The sequence below is a fragment of the Streptomyces murinus genome (genome assembly GCF_002154555.1).
Lineage (GTDB): Bacteria > Actinomycetota > Actinomycetes > Streptomycetales > Streptomycetaceae > Streptomyces > Streptomyces murinus.
The window spans coordinates 1-18,575 of the sequence record NZ_MUNF01000100.1 but is presented as its reverse complement, the minus strand read 5'-3'; the positions used below and the strand labels follow the sequence as shown (position 1 = coordinate 18,575).

11 protein-coding genes and 1 pseudogene are annotated in these 18,575 nt (G+C 70.0%); 9 read left to right on the top strand and 3 right to left on the bottom strand.

What is annotated here, in order from left to right:
* The first annotated feature begins 15 nt into the window (after positions 1 to 15).
* Positions 16 to 1,047: an alanine racemase gene (locus CCN72_RS08120; protein ID WP_037650433.1), complete on the top strand. Its 1,032-nt coding sequence runs from the start codon at positions 16 to 18 to the stop codon at positions 1,045 to 1,047.
* A gap of 127 nt (positions 1,048 to 1,174) precedes the next feature.
* On the opposite strand, the gene CCN72_RS08115 is transcribed toward CCN72_RS08120, so the two are convergent.
* Together CCN72_RS08115 and CCN72_RS08110 are read right to left on the bottom strand one after the other, a co-directional pair.
* Entirely contained in the window at positions 1,175 to 2,719 is a 1,545-nt protein-coding gene (locus CCN72_RS08115) for a glycosyltransferase family 87 protein (protein WP_208637945.1), read from the bottom strand.
* Between the two features lie 129 nt (positions 2,720 to 2,848).
* A complete protein-coding gene (locus tag CCN72_RS08110; protein ID WP_086806919.1) occupies positions 2,849 to 5,551 on the bottom strand; it encodes a transglycosylase domain-containing protein in 2,703 nt (900 codons plus the stop codon).
* Positions 5,552 to 5,946: 395 nt separating this feature from the next.
* On the opposite strand from CCN72_RS08110, the gene CCN72_RS08105 reads away from it, so the two are divergent.
* The 3 genes from CCN72_RS08105 (at position 5,947) to CCN72_RS08095 (ending at position 9,173) form a co-directional block, all read left to right on the top strand.
* The gene (locus CCN72_RS08105) at positions 5,947 to 6,630 is read left to right on the top strand and encodes a PadR family transcriptional regulator (protein WP_085565609.1); all 684 of its coding nucleotides are present in this window, start codon (positions 5,947 to 5,949) and stop codon (positions 6,628 to 6,630) included.
* Between the two features lie 43 nt (positions 6,631 to 6,673).
* A complete protein-coding gene (locus tag CCN72_RS08100; protein ID WP_037650425.1) occupies positions 6,674 to 7,756 on the top strand; it encodes an inositol-3-phosphate synthase in 1,083 nt (360 codons plus the stop codon).
* Between the two features lie 112 nt (positions 7,757 to 7,868).
* Positions 7,869 to 9,173: an MFS transporter gene (locus tag CCN72_RS08095; RefSeq protein WP_086806918.1), complete on the top strand. Its 1,305-nt coding sequence runs from the start codon at positions 7,869 to 7,871 to the stop codon at positions 9,171 to 9,173.
* Positions 9,174 to 9,239: 66 nt separating this feature from the next.
* On the opposite strand, the gene CCN72_RS08090 is transcribed toward CCN72_RS08095, so the two are convergent.
* A complete protein-coding gene (locus tag CCN72_RS08090) occupies positions 9,240 to 10,706 on the bottom strand; it encodes a CCA tRNA nucleotidyltransferase (RefSeq protein WP_085565611.1) in 1,467 nt (488 codons plus the stop codon).
* A gap of 275 nt (positions 10,707 to 10,981) precedes the next feature.
* Here CCN72_RS08090 and CCN72_RS08085 point away from each other — a divergent pair, with 275 nt between their 5' ends.
* From CCN72_RS08085 to CCN72_RS08065, 5 genes and pseudogenes are all read left to right on the top strand, one after another.
* A complete protein-coding gene (locus tag CCN72_RS08085) occupies positions 10,982 to 13,354 on the top strand; it encodes a DUF6049 family protein (protein ID WP_086806917.1) in 2,373 nt (790 codons plus the stop codon).
* Positions 13,355 to 13,400: 46 nt separating this feature from the next.
* A complete protein-coding gene (gene murJ, locus CCN72_RS08080; protein ID WP_086806916.1) occupies positions 13,401 to 15,794 on the top strand; it encodes a murein biosynthesis integral membrane protein MurJ in 2,394 nt (797 codons plus the stop codon).
* Positions 15,795 to 15,912: 118 nt separating this feature from the next.
* Complete coding sequence (locus tag CCN72_RS08075; RefSeq protein WP_086806915.1) at positions 15,913 to 17,628, top strand: protein kinase family protein; 1,716 nt, start codon at positions 15,913 to 15,915, stop codon at positions 17,626 to 17,628.
* 26 nt (positions 17,629 to 17,654) lie between these two features.
* On the top strand, positions 17,655 to 18,377 hold the full coding sequence (sigM, locus tag CCN72_RS08070) for an RNA polymerase sigma factor SigM (RefSeq protein ID WP_086806914.1): 723 nt from the start codon (positions 17,655 to 17,657) through the stop codon (positions 18,375 to 18,377).
* A pseudogene (locus CCN72_RS08065) lies at positions 18,374 to 18,575 on the top strand (hypothetical protein); the annotation flags it as partial. The gene sigM and the pseudogene CCN72_RS08065, both read left to right, overlap by 4 nt.

Genomic DNA, 18,575 nt, shown 5'->3' with positions numbered 1-18,575 from the left:
GGTCCGGGTCCGGCCATGGCGCTCACGCTCTACGTCGACACCGCGCGCTGGCGGGCGCACCACAAGCACGTGCAGGAGCAGTTCCCGGGCCTGGTCCCGGTCTGCAAGGGCAACGGCTACGGGTTTGGGCACGAACGGCTTTCGGAGGAGGCCACCCGGCTCGGCTCGGACCTGCTCGCCGTCGGCACCACGTACGAGGCCGCGCGCATCAAGGACTACTTCGGCGGCGACCTGCTGGTGCTGACGCCCTACCGGCGCGGCGAGGAGCCGGTGCCGCTGCCCGACCGGGTGGTCCGCTCGGTCTCCTCGATCGACGGCGTGTACGGCCTGGTGGGCGCGCGTGTCGTCATCGAGGTGATGTCCTCGATGAAGCGGCACGGCATCAGTGAGCAGGACCTGCCGCAGCTGCACCAGGCCATAGAGAACGTCCGCCTGGAGGGCTTCGCCATCCATCTGCCGCTGGACCGCACCGACGGCTCGGACGCCGTCGAGGAGGTCATCGGCTGGATGGACCGGCTGCGCGCCGCCCGGCTGCCGCTGCACACGATGTTCGTCAGCCACCTCAAGGCCGACGAACTCGTCCGGCTCCAGCAGCAGTTCCCGCAGACCCGGTTCCGCGCCCGCATCGGCACCCGGCTGTGGCTGGGGGACCACGAGGCGACCCAGTACCGCGGTGCCGTCCTGGACGTCACCCGGGTGACCAAGGGCGACCGGTTCGGCTACCGGCAGCAGAAGGCGGCCTCCGACGGCTTCCTGGTGGTCGTGGCGGGCGGTACGTCGCACGGGGTGGGCCTGGAGGCACCGAAGGCCCTGCACGGCGTCATGCCGCGCGCCAAGGGCGTCGCCCGCGCCGGTCTCGCCACGGTCAACCGGAACCTCTCCCCGTTCGTCTGGGACGGCAAGCAGCGCTGGTTCGCCGAACCGCCGCACATGCAGGTGTCGATCCTGTTCGTGCCCTCGGACGCCGCGGAGCCCAAGGTCGGTGACGAGCTGGTGGCTCATCTGCGGCACACCACCACGCAGTTCGACCGCATCGTGGACTGCTGAGACCGGCCGAGCCTGCCGGTAACGGACAACGGGAAGGCCGTACACGGAACCGCGTGTACGGCCTTCTTCGTGTCCTCGTCCTTCACCCGGGCCGAAGCGGCGCGGGCCGTTCAGCCGAGCCGTTCGCTCACAGCGAACGGCCCTGGGGAGGCGCCGCTTCCGGCCTGCCCCACTCCACCTGTGGCGCCTCGTACGGGGCCGCGTGCCGGGGCGGACGGGCCAGCGCGGTGAACGCGAAGACGTCCTCCGCCCCGTCGAGCACCCCGCCCGAGGGATCGTCGTCCCCGGACCGGCGCACCACGTCCCGCTCCGGCATCAGGATGTCGCGTACGACGACGGCGCACAGGTACAGCGTGCCCAGCAGATGCAGGGCGATCGCCCACTGGTAGCCGTGCGTCGGCAGGCCCTTGTGGGCGTCTCCGCTGGTCGTGTAGGCGAGGTACATCCAGATGCCGAGGAAGTACGCCACCTCGCACGCCTGCCAGATCAGGAAGTCCCGCCACTTGGGCCGGGCGAGGGCCGCCAGCGGCACCAGCCAGAGCACGTACTGCGGCGAGTAGACCTTGTTGGTGAGGATGAAGACCGCCACGATCAGGAAGGCCAGCTGGGCGAAGCGCGGCCGGCGCGGGGCGGTGAACGTGAGCACGGCGATGCCGATGGAGCACAGCACCACCAGCACCGTGGCGGCGGTGTTCACGAAGTCGGTGCTCGGCGGGTGGTCCGAGTTCTGGGACCAGATCAGCCAGAACGAGCCGAAGTCGACGCCCCGGTCATGGCTGAACGAGTAGAACTTCGACCAGCCCGGGAAGGCGAACAGCATCACCGGCAGGTTCACCACCAGCCAGGCGCCCGCCGTTCCCGCCGCCGCCTGCACGAACTCCCGCCATCTGCCCGCCCGCCAGCACAGTACGAGCAGGGGGCCGAGCAGGAGCACGGGGTAGAGCTTGGCGGCCGTGGCGAGCCCCAGGAGGATGCCGAAGGCGATCGGGCGGCTGCGGGCCCACATCAGCATCGCGGCGGCCGTCAGCGCCACCGCCAGCAGGTCCCAGTTGATGGTGGCGGTCAGCGCCGCCGCGGGCGCCAGAGCGACCAGCAGGCCGTCCCAGGGGCGCCGGCGGTGGGTACGGGCCACACAGACGGCGAGTACGGCCGTACAGACCATCAGCATCGCGGCGTTGACGAACCAGTACCACTGCTCCTGGTGCTGGATGCCGCCGCTGTGCGGGGTCAGCCAGGAGGCCACCTGCATGAACACTCCGGTCAGCACCGGGTACTCGAGATAGCCCATGCCGCCGGACAGGTCGTCCGGGAGTCTGTCGAAGTAGGGCACGAGGTGATCGGCGAATCCGCGGCCCTGGTAGAGGTGCGGGATGTCCGAGTAGCAGGCCTTCGTGTACTGGGAGCTGGCGCCGAAGAACCAGGCGCTGTGGTAGCACGGCGCCTTCTGGACCAGGCCCAGGGCGAACATGCCGATCGCCACGAGCGCCACGATCCGCACGGGCGTCCACCAGGAGGTTCCGAGCAGGGCGTACCGCCCGATGGGGCCGCCGACCAGCTCACTGCCGGCCGCCGCGACCTCGTCCTCCCGGGTCGGCCGCACCGGCTCCGGTGGGGCGGACCGCTCCGGCTCGGGCTCGTACACGCCCGGGGGTGTCATCTCTGCACTGGGCATGGGCCACATCCTGCCGTACCTCCCCATGAAAACGCGGAGGGCCGCCGCACCTGGTGGGTGCGGCGGCCGATGTTTCACGTGAAACAGGCAGGGCGGGCGATATGGCCGCCAACCGGTCGGACCGAGGGGTCAGCCCGCCGGTCCCCAGATGGTTCCTCCGTTGTCGTTGCCATTGCCCCGGGTGCCGCCGTCGGCGCCGGGATCGGTGGCCGTGGTCGAGGGCGTCGGCCCGCCGTCCATGCCGCCGTTGCCGTTCCCGCCGGGACCGTTGCCGTTGTCACCGCCGTTGCCGTTGCCGCCGTCGGTGCAGCCGAAGAAGCCACAGGTCTGGCTGTTCGTCGGGCTCGGGGAGACGCTGTCGCTCGGCGACGGGCTCGTGGACGGGCTCGTGGACGGGCTCGGCGAGGTCGACGGGGTCGGCGTGGGGCTCGGCTCCGGGTTCAGCGCGACGCCGATGGGCTCGGGTGCCGGGAACGTCAGCGCCGGCTGACCCTGAAGTGCCTGCGTCATGTAGTCGTGGAAGATCTCCGACGGGAACGAGGCGCCGTGGATCTGCTTCTGGCCACCCGTTCCGTACATCTCCAGGAACGTACGGTTCTTGTTGTTCGCGTTGTCGTCCAGGCGGAACATGCTGATCGCGGTGGACAGCTGCGGGGTGTAGCCGACGAACCAGGCCGACTTGTTGCCGTCGGTGGTACCGGTCTTGCCGGCCACCTCACGGCCGGGCAGCCGGGCGTTGGTACCCGTGCCCTTGTCGACCACGGTCCGCAGGACGTCGGTGACGTTGTTCGCCACGTTCGCCGGGTAGGCCTCCTTCGACTTCACCTCGTGCCGGTAGACGACCCCGTCCTTGCTCTCGACCTTGTCGACCGAGTACGGGTCGGTCTGCTGACCGCTGTTGGCGAAGGTGCCGTAGGCCCCGGCCATACGGATGGCGCTCGGGTCGGAGGTGCCGATCGAGAAGGACGGGTAGTTGGAGCTGGCCAGGCTGCCCTTCAGCAGGCCCGCGTCCAGCGCGGACTGCTCGACCTTGTCCAGGCCCACGTCCATGCCGAGCTGCACATAGGCGGAGTTCACCGAGAACTGCATCGCCTCACGGAGGTCGATCTTGTAGTCCGGCGCGTCACCGACGGACTCGTCGCCGTCGTTGGTCTGGAGCCACTCCTTGCCGTCCTTGTCCGTCCAGACGGTGTGGTCGTAGTTCTCGATCTTGAGCTTGTTCTTGCCGCTGTACAGGCTCTTGGGAGAGGCGATCGTGCGCTCGTCCGGGCCCTGGTCCGCCGGACCGTGCGGGTCGCGCACGCCCCACTTCATCGAGGCCGCCAGCACGAAGGGCTTGAATGTCGAGCCCACCTGGGCGCCGGTCGAGTCGGCGTTGTCAGTGAAGTGCTTGGTGGCGTCCTCACCGCCGTAGATGGCCCGGATGGCGCCGGTCTTCGGCTCGACCGAGGCCCCGCCGAACTGGACGTACTTGTCGTACTTCGGACGTACCTCGGGCTTGATGTTCGCCTTCTGGACCTTCTTGACGGCGGCTTCCAGCGCGTTGACCTTCTTCTTGTCGAAGGTCGTGTGGATCCGGTAGCCGCCCTTCTGCAGATCGTCCGCGGTGACATGGGTCTTGTCACTGTTGTTGATCAGGTAGGACTTGGCGAGGTCGACCAGGTAACCGACCTGGCCGCTGAGCCTGCTGTTCGAGCGCGGGTTCTGCGAGTGGGGGAGCGTCGTGTACTTGGCACGCTCGGCGGCGCTCAGATGGCCGTACTTGACCATCTTGTCGAGGGTGTCCTGCATCTGCCCCAGAGCGCGCTTCTTGTTCGCCTCGGCCGTGGCGTTGGGATCGAGGGACGTGGCGCCGGCCGGGTCGTAGTAGGTGGCGCCCTTCAGCATCGCCGCGAGGAAGGCGCACTGGCCGGGGTTGAGCTGCTTGGCGTCGATGTTGAAGTACGCGCGCGAGGCCGCCTGGATGCCGTAGGCGCCGCGGCCGAAGTACGCCGAGTTCAGGTAACCGGCCATGATCTTCGGCTTGGGCACCTCGGTGCCCACCTTGATCGCGACGAAGATCTCCTTGAACTTGCGGGAGATGGTCTGCGACTGGTCGTCGAGCATGGCGTTCTTGACGTACTGCTGGGTGATCGTCGAACCACCCTGGGTCTGACCGCCGCGGGCCATGTTGAAGACCGCTCGGGCGATACCCGACGGGTCCACACCGCTGTCGGTCTCGAAGGTCTTGTTCTCCTGGGAGATGACGGCGTACCGCATCTCCTTGGGGATGTCCTCGTAGTTGATGATCTGCCGGTTGGTCTCACCACCGGTCGCGACCATCACCGATCCGTCGGACCAGTAGTAGACGTTGTTCTGCGCCTGCGCGGTCTTGGCCACGTCAGGGACGCCCACCATCGCGTACCCGATGCCGGCGACGGCCACGAGGCAGCCGACGAAGCCGATGAACATACCCGACACGAGCTTCCAGGACGGCACCCACCGGTGCCACCCGTACTTGTCCGCGCGGGGATAGTCGATGATCCGCTTCTTGCCGGGCGGGGCCGTACGCCCCCGGCCGCGTCCGGGCCCGGACGGGCCGCCGGGACCACCGCGGCGGCCGCCTGCGGGCTCGGCTGCTCTGCGGCGTCCACCACTGCTTCTCTGGGCCGCGCGCCGGGCCTCGGCGCGGCCGCCGAGCGACCGCTCCTCGTCTCCCGGAGAGTCGGCAGGCGATCCGCTGGCGCCTCGCGGTGCCGCGCGGCGACCGGGGGACGAACCGGGCTGGCCGCGTCGGGCCGCGGCACGTCCGCCTCCCTGCGGCTGCGGCGGTTTGCGACGGTGCTCGCTCATCGAACGATTACTCCTCGGGCAGGCGCACCCTTGCGCACCTGGACTGGCGGCTGGTTTCCGGTCCCCCCGACGTACGGATGTGGTCGGTCGCGCATTCACCCGTACTGCACCGGGGACGACGACGCTCCCCAGGCGTCGCATGGTTCCCGGTGGTCTGCATGCCGCACAGACTACGCACCGCCAAAACCCGCCGAGCCCCGAAGTTCACCCCAAACCAGGCAAGTTGCCTCCTACGAATCGGTTATGTGATCCCGTTCACCACCGTCCCCCTTGTCGCATGCGTGACGTCGTTCTATCGTGCTGATGTATCGAGTCGATACATCAGCGCGAGATAAAGACGCTGAGAAGGCACTGGGAGACCTGCGGTGGGAGCCGCGGGCCGGGAGGAGGCGACGATGAGCCGGCGCTCCGGCATCCTTGAGTTCGCCGTGCTCGGCCTGCTGCGCGAGTCCCCTATGCACGGTTACGAGCTGCGTAAACGACTCAATACGTCCCTGGGTGTGTTCCGCGCTTTCAGCTACGGGACCCTGTATCCCTGCCTCAAGACGCTGGTCGCGAGCGGCTGGTTGACCGAGGAACCGGGCAACACCCACGAGGACGCCCTCGCCGCTCCCCTCGCCGGACGCCGCGCCAAGATCGTCTACCGGTTGACGGCGGAAGGTAAGGAGCACTTCGAGGAACTGCTCTCGCAGACCGGTCCCGACGCGTACGAGGACGAGCACTTCGCCGCGCGGTTCGCCTTCTTCGGGCAGACCTCGCGCGATGTGCGCATGCGCGTGCTGGAGGGCCGCCGCAGCCGGCTGGAGGAGCGTCTGGAGAAGATGCGCGCCTCCCTGACCCGGACGCGGGAGCGCCTGGACGACTACACACTCGAGCTCCAGCGCCACGGGATGGAATCCGTGGAGCGCGAAGTGCGCTGGCTGAACGAGCTCATCGAGAGCGAGCGAGCCGGACGGGACCTGAGAAGTCCCTCGTCCGGGGGGCCCGCTCAACAGGACACCACCACTGGATCGACGGGCGGCCTGCCCCGTCCCGGGAGCACCTCCCGGACGGATCCGCCCGGCGACACCGCCACGTGAGTCCCAGTCAGGGCCTCACTCGTACACACAGGGAGCAACCGGAATGGGTTCGGTTCGCGTAGCCGTCGTCGGCGTGGGCAACTGCGCCGCGTCGCTGGTGCAGGGAGTCGAGTACTACAAGGACGCCGACGCGGCGGCCAAGGTCCCCGGCCTGATGCACGTGCAGTTCGGTGAGTACCACGTGCGCGACATCGAGTTCGTGGCCGCGTTCGACGTGGACGCCAAGAAGGTCGGCCTCGACCTCGCGGACGCGATCGGCGCCTCCGAGAACAACACCATCAAGATCTGCGACGTCCCGAACACCGGCGTCACCGTGCAGCGCGGCCACACCCTCGACGGCCTGGGCAAGTACTACCGCCTGACCATCGAGGAGTCGGAGGCCGAGCCGGTCGACGTCGTCCAGATCCTGAAGGACAAGCAGGTCGACGTTCTCGTCTGCTACCTGCCGGTCGGCTCCGAGGACGCGGCGAAGTTCTACGCCCAGTGCGCCATCGACGCCAAGGTCGCCTTCGTCAACGCCCTCCCGGTCTTCATCGCCGGTACCAAGGAGTGGGCGGACAAGTTCACCGAGGCCGGTGTGCCGATCGTCGGTGACGACATCAAGTCCCAGGTCGGCGCCACCATCACGCACCGCGTCATGGCGAAGCTGTTCGAGGACCGCGGTGTCATCCTGGACCGCACGATGCAGCTGAACGTCGGCGGCAACATGGACTTCAAGAACATGCTCGAGCGTGAGCGCCTGGAGTCCAAGAAGATCTCCAAGACGCAGGCCGTCACCTCGCAGATCCCCGACCGGGACCTCGGCGAGAAGAACGTCCACATCGGCCCGTCCGACTACGTGGCCTGGCTGGACGACCGCAAGTGGGCCTACGTCCGCCTTGAGGGCCGCGCCTTCGGTGACGTCCCGCTGAACCTGGAGTACAAGCTCGAGGTCTGGGACTCCCCGAACTCCGCCGGTGTCATCATCGACGCCCTGCGCGCCGCGAAGATCGCCAAGGACCGCGGCATCGGTGGCCCGATCCTCTCCGCGTCCTCGTACTTCATGAAGTCCCCGCCGGTGCAGTACTTCGACGACGAGGCCCGCGAGAACGTCGAGAAGTTCATCCGCGGCGACGTCGAGCGCTAAAGCTCGACACCGCCCCACGGGGAGCCGCTCGTACAAAAATCGCTCCTGCCAGGGCTGTGAAGGTCCCCGGGTCCTGACCCGGGGACCTTCTGCATATGTGAGGCTGTGCCCCATGCCCGTCGTCCGTGACCTGCGCGTCCTGTTGCGCCTGCGGTACTTCCGGCGCCTGCTGTACGTCCGTCTGCTGTCCCAGGGCGCCGACGGCGTCTACCAGGTCGCGCTCGCCGCCTACGTCGTCTTCTCCCCGGAGAAGCAGACCTCGGCCGCCGCGATCGCCTCGGCGATGGCGGTACTGCTGCTCCCCTATTCACTCGTCGGCCCCTTCGCGGGCGTCCTGCTGGACCGCTGGCGGCGCCGCCAGGTGTTCGTCTACGGCAATCTGCTGCGCGCCCTGCTGGCCGTCGGCACCGCCGCGCTGATGGCGGGCGACGTCCCGGCCTGGCTCTTCTACGTCTCCGCGCTGTGTGTCACGGCCGTCAACCGCTTCATCCTCGCCGGTCTCTCCGCGGCCCTGCCCCGGGTGGTCGACACCGAGCGCCTGGTAATCGCCAACTCCCTGTCCCCGACGGCCGGCACGCTCGCCGCGACCGCCGGTGGTGGACTCGCGTTCGGGGTACGGCTGCTGTCCTCGGGCTCCGATGCCGCGGTGGTGCTGCTGGGCGCCCTGCTCTATCTGTGCGCGGGCCTGGTCTCCTTGAGCATGGCGCCCGCGCTCCTCGGTCCCGACCGGCAGCAGCTGCAACCGCATCTGCTGACCGCGCTCGCCGACACGGCCCGCGATCTGCTCGCCGCCATCCGGCATCTGGCCGCGCCCCAGCGCAGGGCGGCGGCCTGGGCGCTGGCCTCGATGACGCTGATGCGCTTCTGCTACGGCGCGTTGCTCGTCCTGCTGCTCATGCTGTGCCGCTACACCCTCGCGTCCGGCCCCGACGAGGGGCTGCGGCTGCTCGGTCTGGCGCTGGGTCTGTCCGGTGCCGGGTTCTTCGCGGCGGCCGCGGTGACTCCCTGGGCGGCAGGGCGGCTGGGGCCACTGCGCTGGATCGTGGTGTGCTCGGCGGCGGCCGCGGTGCTGGAGCCCGCCCTCGGTCTGCCGTTCGCCACCGGACCGCTGCTCGTCGCCGCCTTCGTGCTGGGGCTGATCACCCAGGGCGCCAAGATCGCGACCGACACCATCGTCCAGTCCTGTGTGGACGACGGCTTCCGCGGACGGATCTTCTCCGTCTACGACGTCCTCTTCAATGTGGCCTTCGTCGGCGCGGCCGGGGTGGCGGCCCTGATGCTCCCACCGGACGGCAGATCACCGTTGCTGGTCGTCCTGGTCGCCGTGATCTACGCCTTCGTCGCCGCGTTGCTGGCGTACTTCGAACGGCTGCTGCGGGGAGCCGGGAGACGGAAAGAGGGTCGATGTTTCACGTGAAACATCGACCCTCGGTGCGGCCGGCCCAGCGGATGTTTCACGTGAAACACCGGCCGGGCCGAACCCTCACTCCTGTCCGGCCCACCACTCCTTGAGTGCGGCCACCGCGGCCTCATGCTCCATCGGGCCGTTCTCCAGCCGCAGCTCCAGCAGGTGCTTGTACGCCTTGCCGATCACCGGGCCGGGAGTGACGCCCAGGATCTCCATGATCTGGTTGCCGTCGAGGTCCGGGCGGATCGAGTCCAGCTCCTCCTGCTCCTGAAGCTGGGCGATGCGCTCCTCCAGACCGTCATAGGCCCGGGACAGCGCGGCCGCCTTCCGCTTGTTGCGGGTGGTGCAGTCGGAGCGGGTCAGCTTGTGCAGGCGGTCCAGCAGCGGGCCCGCGTCACGGACGTAGCGGCGGACCGCCGAGTCCGTCCACTCCCCGGTGCCGTAGCCGTGGAAGCGCAGATGAAGTTCGACCAGTCGTGAGACGTCCTTCACCAGCTCGTTGGAGTACTTCAGCGCGGTCATGCGCTTCTTGGTCATCTTGGCGCCGACCACCTCATGATGGTGGAAGGAGACCCGACCGTCCTTCTCGAAGCGGCGCGTGCGTGGCTTGCCGATGTCATGCAGCAGCGCGGACAGCCGCAGCGCGAGATCGGGGCCGTTCTCCTCCAGCGCGATCGCCTGCTCCAGCACGATCAGCGTGTGCTCGTAGACGTCCTTGTGCCGGTGGTGCTCGTCGCTCTCCAGGCGCAGCGCCGGCAGCTCGGGCAGCACATGGGCGGCGAGCCCGGTGTCGACGAGCAGGGTCAGGCCCTTGCGCGGATGGTCGGAGAGGATCAGCTTGTTCAGCTCGTCCCGCACCCGCTCCGCCGAGACGATCTCGATGCGCCCGGCCATGTCCGTCATGGCGGCGACGACCTCGGGGGCCACCTCGAAGTCCAGCTGGGCGGCGAACCGGGCGGCCCGCATCATCCGCAGCGGATCGTCCGAGAAGGACTCCTCCGGCGTGCCCGGCGTCCGCAGCACGCGGGCCGCGAGGTCCACCAGGCCGCCGTACGGATCGATGAACTCCTTCTCCGGCAGGGCCACGGCCATCGCGTTGACCGTGAAGTCCCGGCGGACCAGGTCCTGCTCGATGGAGTCGCCGTAGGAGACCTCGGGCTTGCGCGAGGTGCGGTCGTACGCCTCCGACCGGTAGGTCGTGATCTCGATCTGGAAGGTCATGTCGGTGTCCCCGACCCGGGCGCCCTTGTGCGCGCCGACGGTGCCGAAGGCGATCCCCACCTCCCAGACCGCGTCGGCCCAGGGCCGGACGATCTTCAGCACGTCCTCGGGACGGGCATCGGTGGTGAAGTCCAGATCATTGCCGAGCCGGCCGAGCAGTGCGTCGCGCACCGACCCGCCGACCAGGGCGAGGGAGAACCCCGCCTCCTGGAATCGGCGGGCGAGATCGTCGGCGACCGGCGCCACCCGCAGCAGCTCGGTGACCGCACGCTGCTGGGCCTGGCTCAGGGCGGAGGGAGTGTCTTCGTTGGGGTTCGGCACAACAGAAGAGGGTACGTGCCCCGGGCGCTCCGGGGCGCCCCCATTCGGCCCGGCCGCGGCCCGGAGCGGGCCGCGGCCGGCTTCCGGCATACCCGTGCAAGCGCAGCTCTTGCGGCGTACGGCCCCTCTCCCCTCGATACTGGATATAGAGGACGGGTCGTCTCCGCCCAACGATCTTGTGACCCGGACCGCGGCACTTCCGCTCGGCGCACATCGTTACCATGCGGGGACGCACATTCCGACGACCACTGAGACGACGAGGGACGGGCGAGCGCGTGGCCGAGGCGGCTGACTTCCAGGGGACCAGTGCCTCACCCGCGCGCCGATGGCTGCGGCGCACCGGAGCCCTGCTCGCCGGGGCGCCCCTGCTGGCCGGGCTGCTCCAGCTGCCCGCCGCCGCGCCGGCCGCCGCCGCGTCCGGGGACCCGGTGTCCGTCGCCCTGGACTCGATGAGTCCCAACGCCCCCACGGACGGCGACACCCTCACCGTCTCCGGCACGGTGACCAACAACGGCAAGCAGGCGGTCACCGGCGCCCATGTGGGCCTGCGGGTCGGCCCGATACTGAATACCCGCTCCGGGATCAACGACGTGGCCCAGCACCCGGACGAGCTCCAGGGCATCCCCGGCTCCGAGGTCGGCGACAAGTACGCGCAGAAGTTCGCCAAGCTGGCGCCGGGCGTCGCCGAGCACTTCAGCATCTCCGTGCCGGTGGACAAGCTCGACCTGGGCGCGAACGGTGTCTACGAGTTCGGGGTCGCCCTGTCCGGGCAGACCTCCGCCCAGCCCTGGCAGCAGGTGCTCGGCGTCCAGCGGACGTTCCTGCCGTGGCAGCCGTCCGACGCCGACACCAGGACCAGGACGACGGTCCTGTGGCCGCTGCTGTCCACCGTCCATATGACGGCCAAGACGGGCGCCGGCGAGCTCCAGACGCCGGTGTTCCTCAACGACGACCTGGCCAAGGAGCTCGCGCCGGGCGGCCGGCTCGACCAGATGGTCAGCCTCGGCAAGGACCTGGACGTCACCTGGGTGATCGACCCGGACCTGCTGGCCTCCGTGGACGCCATGGCGTCGGGCAACTACCGGCTCCAGGGTGAGGGCGACACCACTGTCGCGGGCCCCAAGGAGCACCAGGCGCTGGCCAAGCAGTGGCTGGCGAGCCTCCAGAAGGCGGTCGTGGGCAAGGAGGTCGTGGCGCTGCCCTTCGCCGACCCCGACCTGGCCTCGCTCGCGCACCGCGGCACCAGCGTCACCGGCTCCCTCAGCCATCTCAAGGACGCGACCGACGTCGCCGCCACCACGGTGAAGACTGTGCTCCACGTCACACCGAGCACGGATTACGCATGGCCGGTGAACGGCGCCGTGGACCCGTCGATCATGAGGGTCGCGACCTCCGCCGGCGCGGACCGGGTGATCGCCCGCAGCGACAGCCTCCAGGAGACGGCCGGGTTGTCGTACACGCCCTCCGCCGCCCGTCCGGTCGGCGGCGGCACCACGGCGGTCGTGGCCGACGCCAAGCTGTCCACGGCCTTCGAGGGCGATCTGACGAAGGCGGCCGACTCCACGCTCGCCGTGCAGGAGTTCCTGGCCCAGAGTCTTGAGATCAACGCGCAGACGGACCAGCAGCGCAGCATCGTCGTCGCCCCGCAGCGCCTGCCCACGGCGGCCCAGGCGCAGGCGATGGCCGCGGCCGTGCGGGCACTCCAGGGCGGCACCTGGTCCCAGGCACAGGATCTGACGGCGGCGGCCAAGGCCAAGCCCGACCCGAGCGCCACCACGCGCATCCCGTCGACCTCCGCCTACCCGACGTACCTGCGCCGGCAGGAACTGCCGGCCTCGGCCTTCGAGCAGATCGCCCGGACCCAGGACAAGCTCGACGACTTCCAGGTGATCCTCTCCGACCAGTCCCGTGTGGTCACCCCGTTCGGGCGGGCCATAAACCGCGGGATGTCCACGTCGTGGCGGGGCCAGAGCGACGACGGGGACGCCTTCCGCAACGGCGTCGAGGGGTGGCTGGACGATCTGGCCGGGCAGGTCAGGCTGATCGACAAGTCCGAGACCAAGCTCTCCGGACGCAGCGCGACCATCCCGGTGACCGTCCAGAACAACCTCGTCCAGCCGGTCGGCCACCTGGTGCTGCGGCTCACCTCGACCCAGCCGACCCGACTGAAGATCGGCGGCAAGGCGTACTACGAGCAGCCCGTCGACATCGCCGGCGGCCACGCCCAGTCCGTGAAGTTCACCACCTCGGCCAACGCCAACGGCCGGGCCACGGTGATCGCCCAGCTGTACACCGAGGACGGCCAGGAGTACGGCGCCCCCGTCACCTTCGACGTGAAGGTCACCGAGGTCACGCCCACGGTGATGCTCGTCATCGGCGGCGGTGTGCTGCTCCTCGTCCTCGCCGGCTTCCGGATGTACACCCAGCGCAAGCGCGCGGCCGCCCGCCAGGCCGGGGAGGGCGGCGCGGGCGCTGCGGGGGAGGACTCCGACGGGCCGGGGAACCCCGAAGCGCCCGGGGATCGTCTCCCGGAGGAGTCCGACTCCGCCGCAGGGGCAGACGACCCGGAGCAGCCGAGTGACCCTGCGCCGGACACCGCACCGGAAAGCACCGACCCGTCCGGGACGGGTGAGAGAGTGGACCGTTGAGCGATGTCGTGGCCGGTGGGCCCGGGACGATGAGGTGGGGTAAGGCATGAACGCGCCGTACGACGGTGACCGCGGCCAGGGCGCGGCCGGCTCGGGCTACCCCGAGACGCCGCCCGAGCCCGGCCAGGTGCCGCCGCAGCAAGCGGCGGACATGTACCTCCAGGACGCCTACGACCAGGATCCCTACCGGGCTCACGATCTGACCGCTCAGGACCCGGTCGCCGAGGCGCTCTACGACCGTGCCGCGCACCCCCCGCCGCCCCCGGGCACCTATGAGCAGCCGCTGTACGCGCAGCCCGCCCAGTCGCCGTACGCGCCCGACCCGCGGGTGTGGGCGCAGACCCCGGCGCCCGAGCCGGACGGCGCGACGCCCTACCTGCCCTACGGCGACGATCCGCGCACCACCCAGTTCGTGGGCGTGGACGACCTGGTCTCGAACTCCGGCGAGGAGTACCACGAGCCGGACGCCTTCGCGCATCTCTTCAAGGACCAGCAGCAGGGAAGCGGCCACACGCCGATGGATCCCCCAGGCGTCCCGGGACCGGCCGCCGCGCCGGGCATGGGCGCCGCGCCGGGCGGTCAGTACCCGCCTGCCTACGGCCGGCAGCCGCAGCAGCAGAATCCGTACGCCGGGCAGGGATACCCGGCCGCGCCCACCGCGCCCTACGCCGCCGCCCAGAACCCGATGCAGCCCCCGGTGCCCGCACCGGTCGGGGCTCCGGCCCCCGGCGTCCCCTCCGGCTCCGGCCCGGCCGAGACGGTCATGGCGCCCGTGGCCTCCGTGGCGACCGCCGCGCCCGCCAAGAAGGGCGGCAAGGTCGGCGGGCTGATGAAGTCCAGCGCCGTCATGGCGGCCGGCACCCTGGTCTCCCGGCTCACCGGCTTCGTCCGCTCCGCGCTGATCGTCTCCGCGCTCGGCCTCGGCTTCCTCGGCGACTCCTTCCAGGTCGCCTACCAGCTGCCGACCATGATCTACATCCTCACCGTCGGCGGCGGCCTCAACTCGGTCTTCGTGCCGCAGCTGGTCCGCTCGATGAAGGAGGACGAGGACGGCGGCGAGGCCTTCGCCAACCGGCTGCTGACCCTCGTGATGGTGGCACTGGCCGCGCTGACCGCTCTCGCGATGTTCGCGGCGCCCCTGCTGGTGCGCATGCTGTCCAACCCGGTGGCCAGCAACCCGGCGGCCAACGAGGTCGCGGTCACCTTCACCCGTTACTTCCTGCCCTCGATCTTCTTCATGGGCATCCATGTGGTGATGGGCCAGGTCCTCAACGCGCGCGGCAAGTTCGGCGCGATGATGTGGACCCCGGTCCTGAACAACATCGTCATCATCGTGTCGCTGGGCATGTTCATCTGGGTCTACGGCACCGCCGCCCACTCCCATATGACGGTCACGAACATCCCGCCGCAGGGTCAGCGTCTGCTCGGCGTCGGTGTGCTGCTCGGTCTGGTCGTGCAGGCGCTGGCGATGATCCCCTATCTGCGCGAGACCGGGTTCCGGATCCGGCCCCGGTTCGACTGGCGCGGCCACGGCCTCGGCAAGGCGGCGGCGCTCGCCAAGTGGACGGTCCTGTTCGTCCTCGCCAACCAGGCCGGCGCCATGATCGTCACCCAGCTGTCCACCGCGGCCGGCAAGGACTCCGGCGTCTCCGGCACCGGTTTCGCCGCCTACGCCAACGCCCAGCTGATCTGGGGCCTGCCGCAGGCCATCATCACGGTCTCCCTGATGGCCGCCCTGCTGCCGCGCATCTCCCGCTCGGCCTCCGAGGGCGACGGCGGCGCCGTACGCGACGACATCTCACAGGGCCTGCGGACCACCGCGGTCGCCATCGTCCCGGTCGCCTTCGGCTTCGTGGCGCTGGGCATCCCGATGTGCACCCTGATCTTCGGCAGCTCGGGCACCAGCTCGGCCACCAACATGGGCTACATGCTGATGGCCTTCGGCCTCGGCCTGATCCCGTTCTCGGTGCAGTACGTCGTCCTGCGCGCCTTCTACGCCTACGAGGACACCCGCACCCCCTTCTACAACACGGTCATCGTCGCCGCGGTCAACGCGGGCGCCTCGGCCCTGTGCTTCTTCCTGCTGCCGGCCCGCTGGGCGGTCTCCGGCATGGCGGCCGCGTACGGCATCGCCTACGCGATCGGTGTCATCGTCGCCTGGCGGCGGCTGCGCAAGCGCCTCGGCGGGGACCTGGACGGCGCCCGGGTGCTGCGGACGTACGCCCGGCTGTGCATCGCCTCGGTACCGGCGGCCCTGCTCAGCGGCGCGGCCTGCTACGGCATCGGGCACACGCTCGGCCAGGGCGCCATCGGCTCCTTCGCGGCACTGCTCGTCGGCGGAGCCGTACTCTTCGGTGTCTTCTTCGTCGCCGCCCGCCGGATGCGGATCGACGAACTCAACTCGCTCGTGGGAATGGTGCGCGGGCGTCTGGGCCGCTGAGGCGGGGGTAAGCGCACAACCATCGTCCGCCGCCGTGTGTCGTGCATAGCGGCGGACTGTGGGCACAATTGGTTTTGGCGTCGGACAGCGTGCAACGGATGGGGAGGCAGGGACGACGGTGGCGGAACGGAGCACGGCTGCCGTCGACGTGGCAGACAACAGCGGCGAGCAGCCGCTGACCGCGAAGGCGGACCAGTCCACGGCCGACGGGGTGGCCAAGAACCCGGAGCGGGACACGGACGGCAGCGAGGGGCAGGGGAGCGCCGCGGAGGGTTCTCTCAAGCAGGCCTCACCGCCCGAACTGCACAGCGGTCACAAACTCGCCAGACGCTACCGGCTGGAGGAGTGCGTCACCCGACTGGACGGATTCAGCAGCTGGCGTGCGGTCGATGAGAAACTGCGCCGCGCGGTCGGTGTCCATGTACTGCCGGCGGACCACGCACGGGCCCGCTCGGTCCTCGCCGCGGCCCGGTCCTCCGCGCTGCTCGGCGACCCGCGCTTCGTCCAGGTCCTCGACGCCGTCGAGGAGAACGACCTCGTCTACGTCGTCCATGAATGGCTGCCCGACGCCACCGAGCTGACCACCCTGCTGACGGCCGGTCCACTGGAGCCGCACGACGCGTACCAGATGGTCAGTCAGGTGGCCTCGGCCATGGCCGCCGCGCACCGTGAGGGCCTCGCCCATCTGCGGCTGAACCCCAACGCGGTACTGCGCACCTCGACCGGCCAGTGGCGTATCCGCGGCCTCGCGGTGAACGCCGCGTTGCGCGGCATCAGCTCCGACACCCCGCAGCGCACCGACACCGAGGCGATCGGCGCCCTGCTGTACGCGGCACTGACCCAGCGCTGGCCCTACGAGGACGACGCGTACGGCCTGTCGGGCCTCCCCAAGGACGTCGGGCTCGTCGCGCCGGACCAGGTGCGGGCCGGCATCCACCGCGGCCTGTCCGAACTGGCCATGCGCGCACTCGCCAACGACGGGGCCACCGCCTCCCGGCACGAGGCGCCGTGCACCACGCCGGAGGAGCTGGTGAAGGCGATCGGCGAGATGCCCCGCATCCGCCCGCCGGAGCCCGCGTTCACCGCACCGCCCGAGTACCAGCGCACGACCTATCAGCAGGGCACCTACGGACGTCCGGCGCCGCACCCCGGCGCCGCCCAGCCGATCGCTGCTCCGCCGCCCCCGTTGCAGAGCCGCACCGGCAAGGCGCTGAAGTGGGCGGTCTCCGCCCTTCTCATCGCCGCTCTCGGCCTGGGCAGCTGGCAGTTGGCGGACGCTCTGATGGACCAGGGCGGCAAGTCGAACGACACCAACAAGAGCCGCACCACGGACGGCGGCGACAAGACCTCCAAGCAGTCGGCGGCACCGATAAAGATCCAGGGCAGCCAGGAGTTCGTCGCGGAGGGCGATCCCCAGAGCGCCGCCAATGTCGCCAAGACGTACGACGGCAACCCGTCGACCTACTGGAAGACCAAGTCCTTCAACGACGGTCCGCCCATCGCGCCGCTGAAGCCGGGCGTCGGCATCGTCTACGACCTCGGCTCGGCCACCCAGCTCGACAAGGCCACGCTCAGCCTGCGCTACGGCGGCGACCACACCACGGTCGAGCTGTACGCCGCGGACTCGCTGACCCCTCCGTCGCTGGACTCGATGACCCGGATCGGCACGGTCACCACCACCGGCACCACCGCTACCGTGAAGGTCACCAAGCAGCTGAAGACGCGGTACGTCCTCGTCTGGCTGACCGCGCTGCCGAACTCCGGCTACGACTCCACGCTGTACTCCAGAGCGGGCTACAAGCAGGCCATCGGCGAAGTGCAGTTCACGGGCTGACGTCGCTACCCGGACCGGAGGGGCAGATGGCGGAGGACGCCGGATACGACGGGGTGAGCGACCAGGAGCTGCTCGCCCGCCATGTGCAGGGCGACCCCGATGCCTTCGGAGAGATCGTACGGCGGCATCGGGACCGGCTCTGGGCGGTCGCGCTGCGCACGCTGGGGGACCGCGAGGAAGCCGCCGACGCGGTGCAGGACGCCCTGGTGTCGGCCTACCGGGCCGCGGGCACCTTCCGGGGCCAGTCGGCGGTGACGACCTGGCTGCACCGGATCACGGTGAACGCCTGCCTGGACCGCGCCCGCAAGGCGGCCACGCGCAAGACCGCCCCGGTGGACGACACCGAGCGGCTGGAGCAGCTGCTGGAGCCGCACGAGTCCGCGTCCGCGCCGGCCGAGCGCAATGATCTGCACCGCCAGCTGATCGAGGCGATGGGCACCCTGGCGCCGGAGCAGCGGGCCGCGCTGGTCCTCGTGGACATGCAGGGCTACCCGGTCGCCGAGGCGGCCCGGATCCTCGATGTGCCGACGGGCACGGTGAAGAGCCGGTGCGCCCGGGGCAGAGCCCGGCTGCTGCCGCTGCTCAGCCATCTGCGCCCCGGGCACGGCAGCACGGAAGAAAACAGTTCTGGCCGGAACCGGGTGGAAGGGACATCCGTCCCATCGGCAACGGAGGCTTCCGACGCGAGCCTCCCGCATGCGGGACCGACCGATTCAGCCGTAGCGAAGGGCGGAGGTGGGCGAGCGTGACATCGACGACGGACACGGCCGGGCACCCGGACGTCACCGAGATCTCCGACCTCGCCGAGGGGCTTCTCCCGCCCGAGCGCGGCACGGACGTACGACGCCATCTGGGCGGCTGCGAGCTGTGCGCGGACGTCTACGCCTCCCTGGAGGAGATCCGGGGGCTGCTGGGATCCGCACAGGCGCCGGAGCCCATGCCGGTCG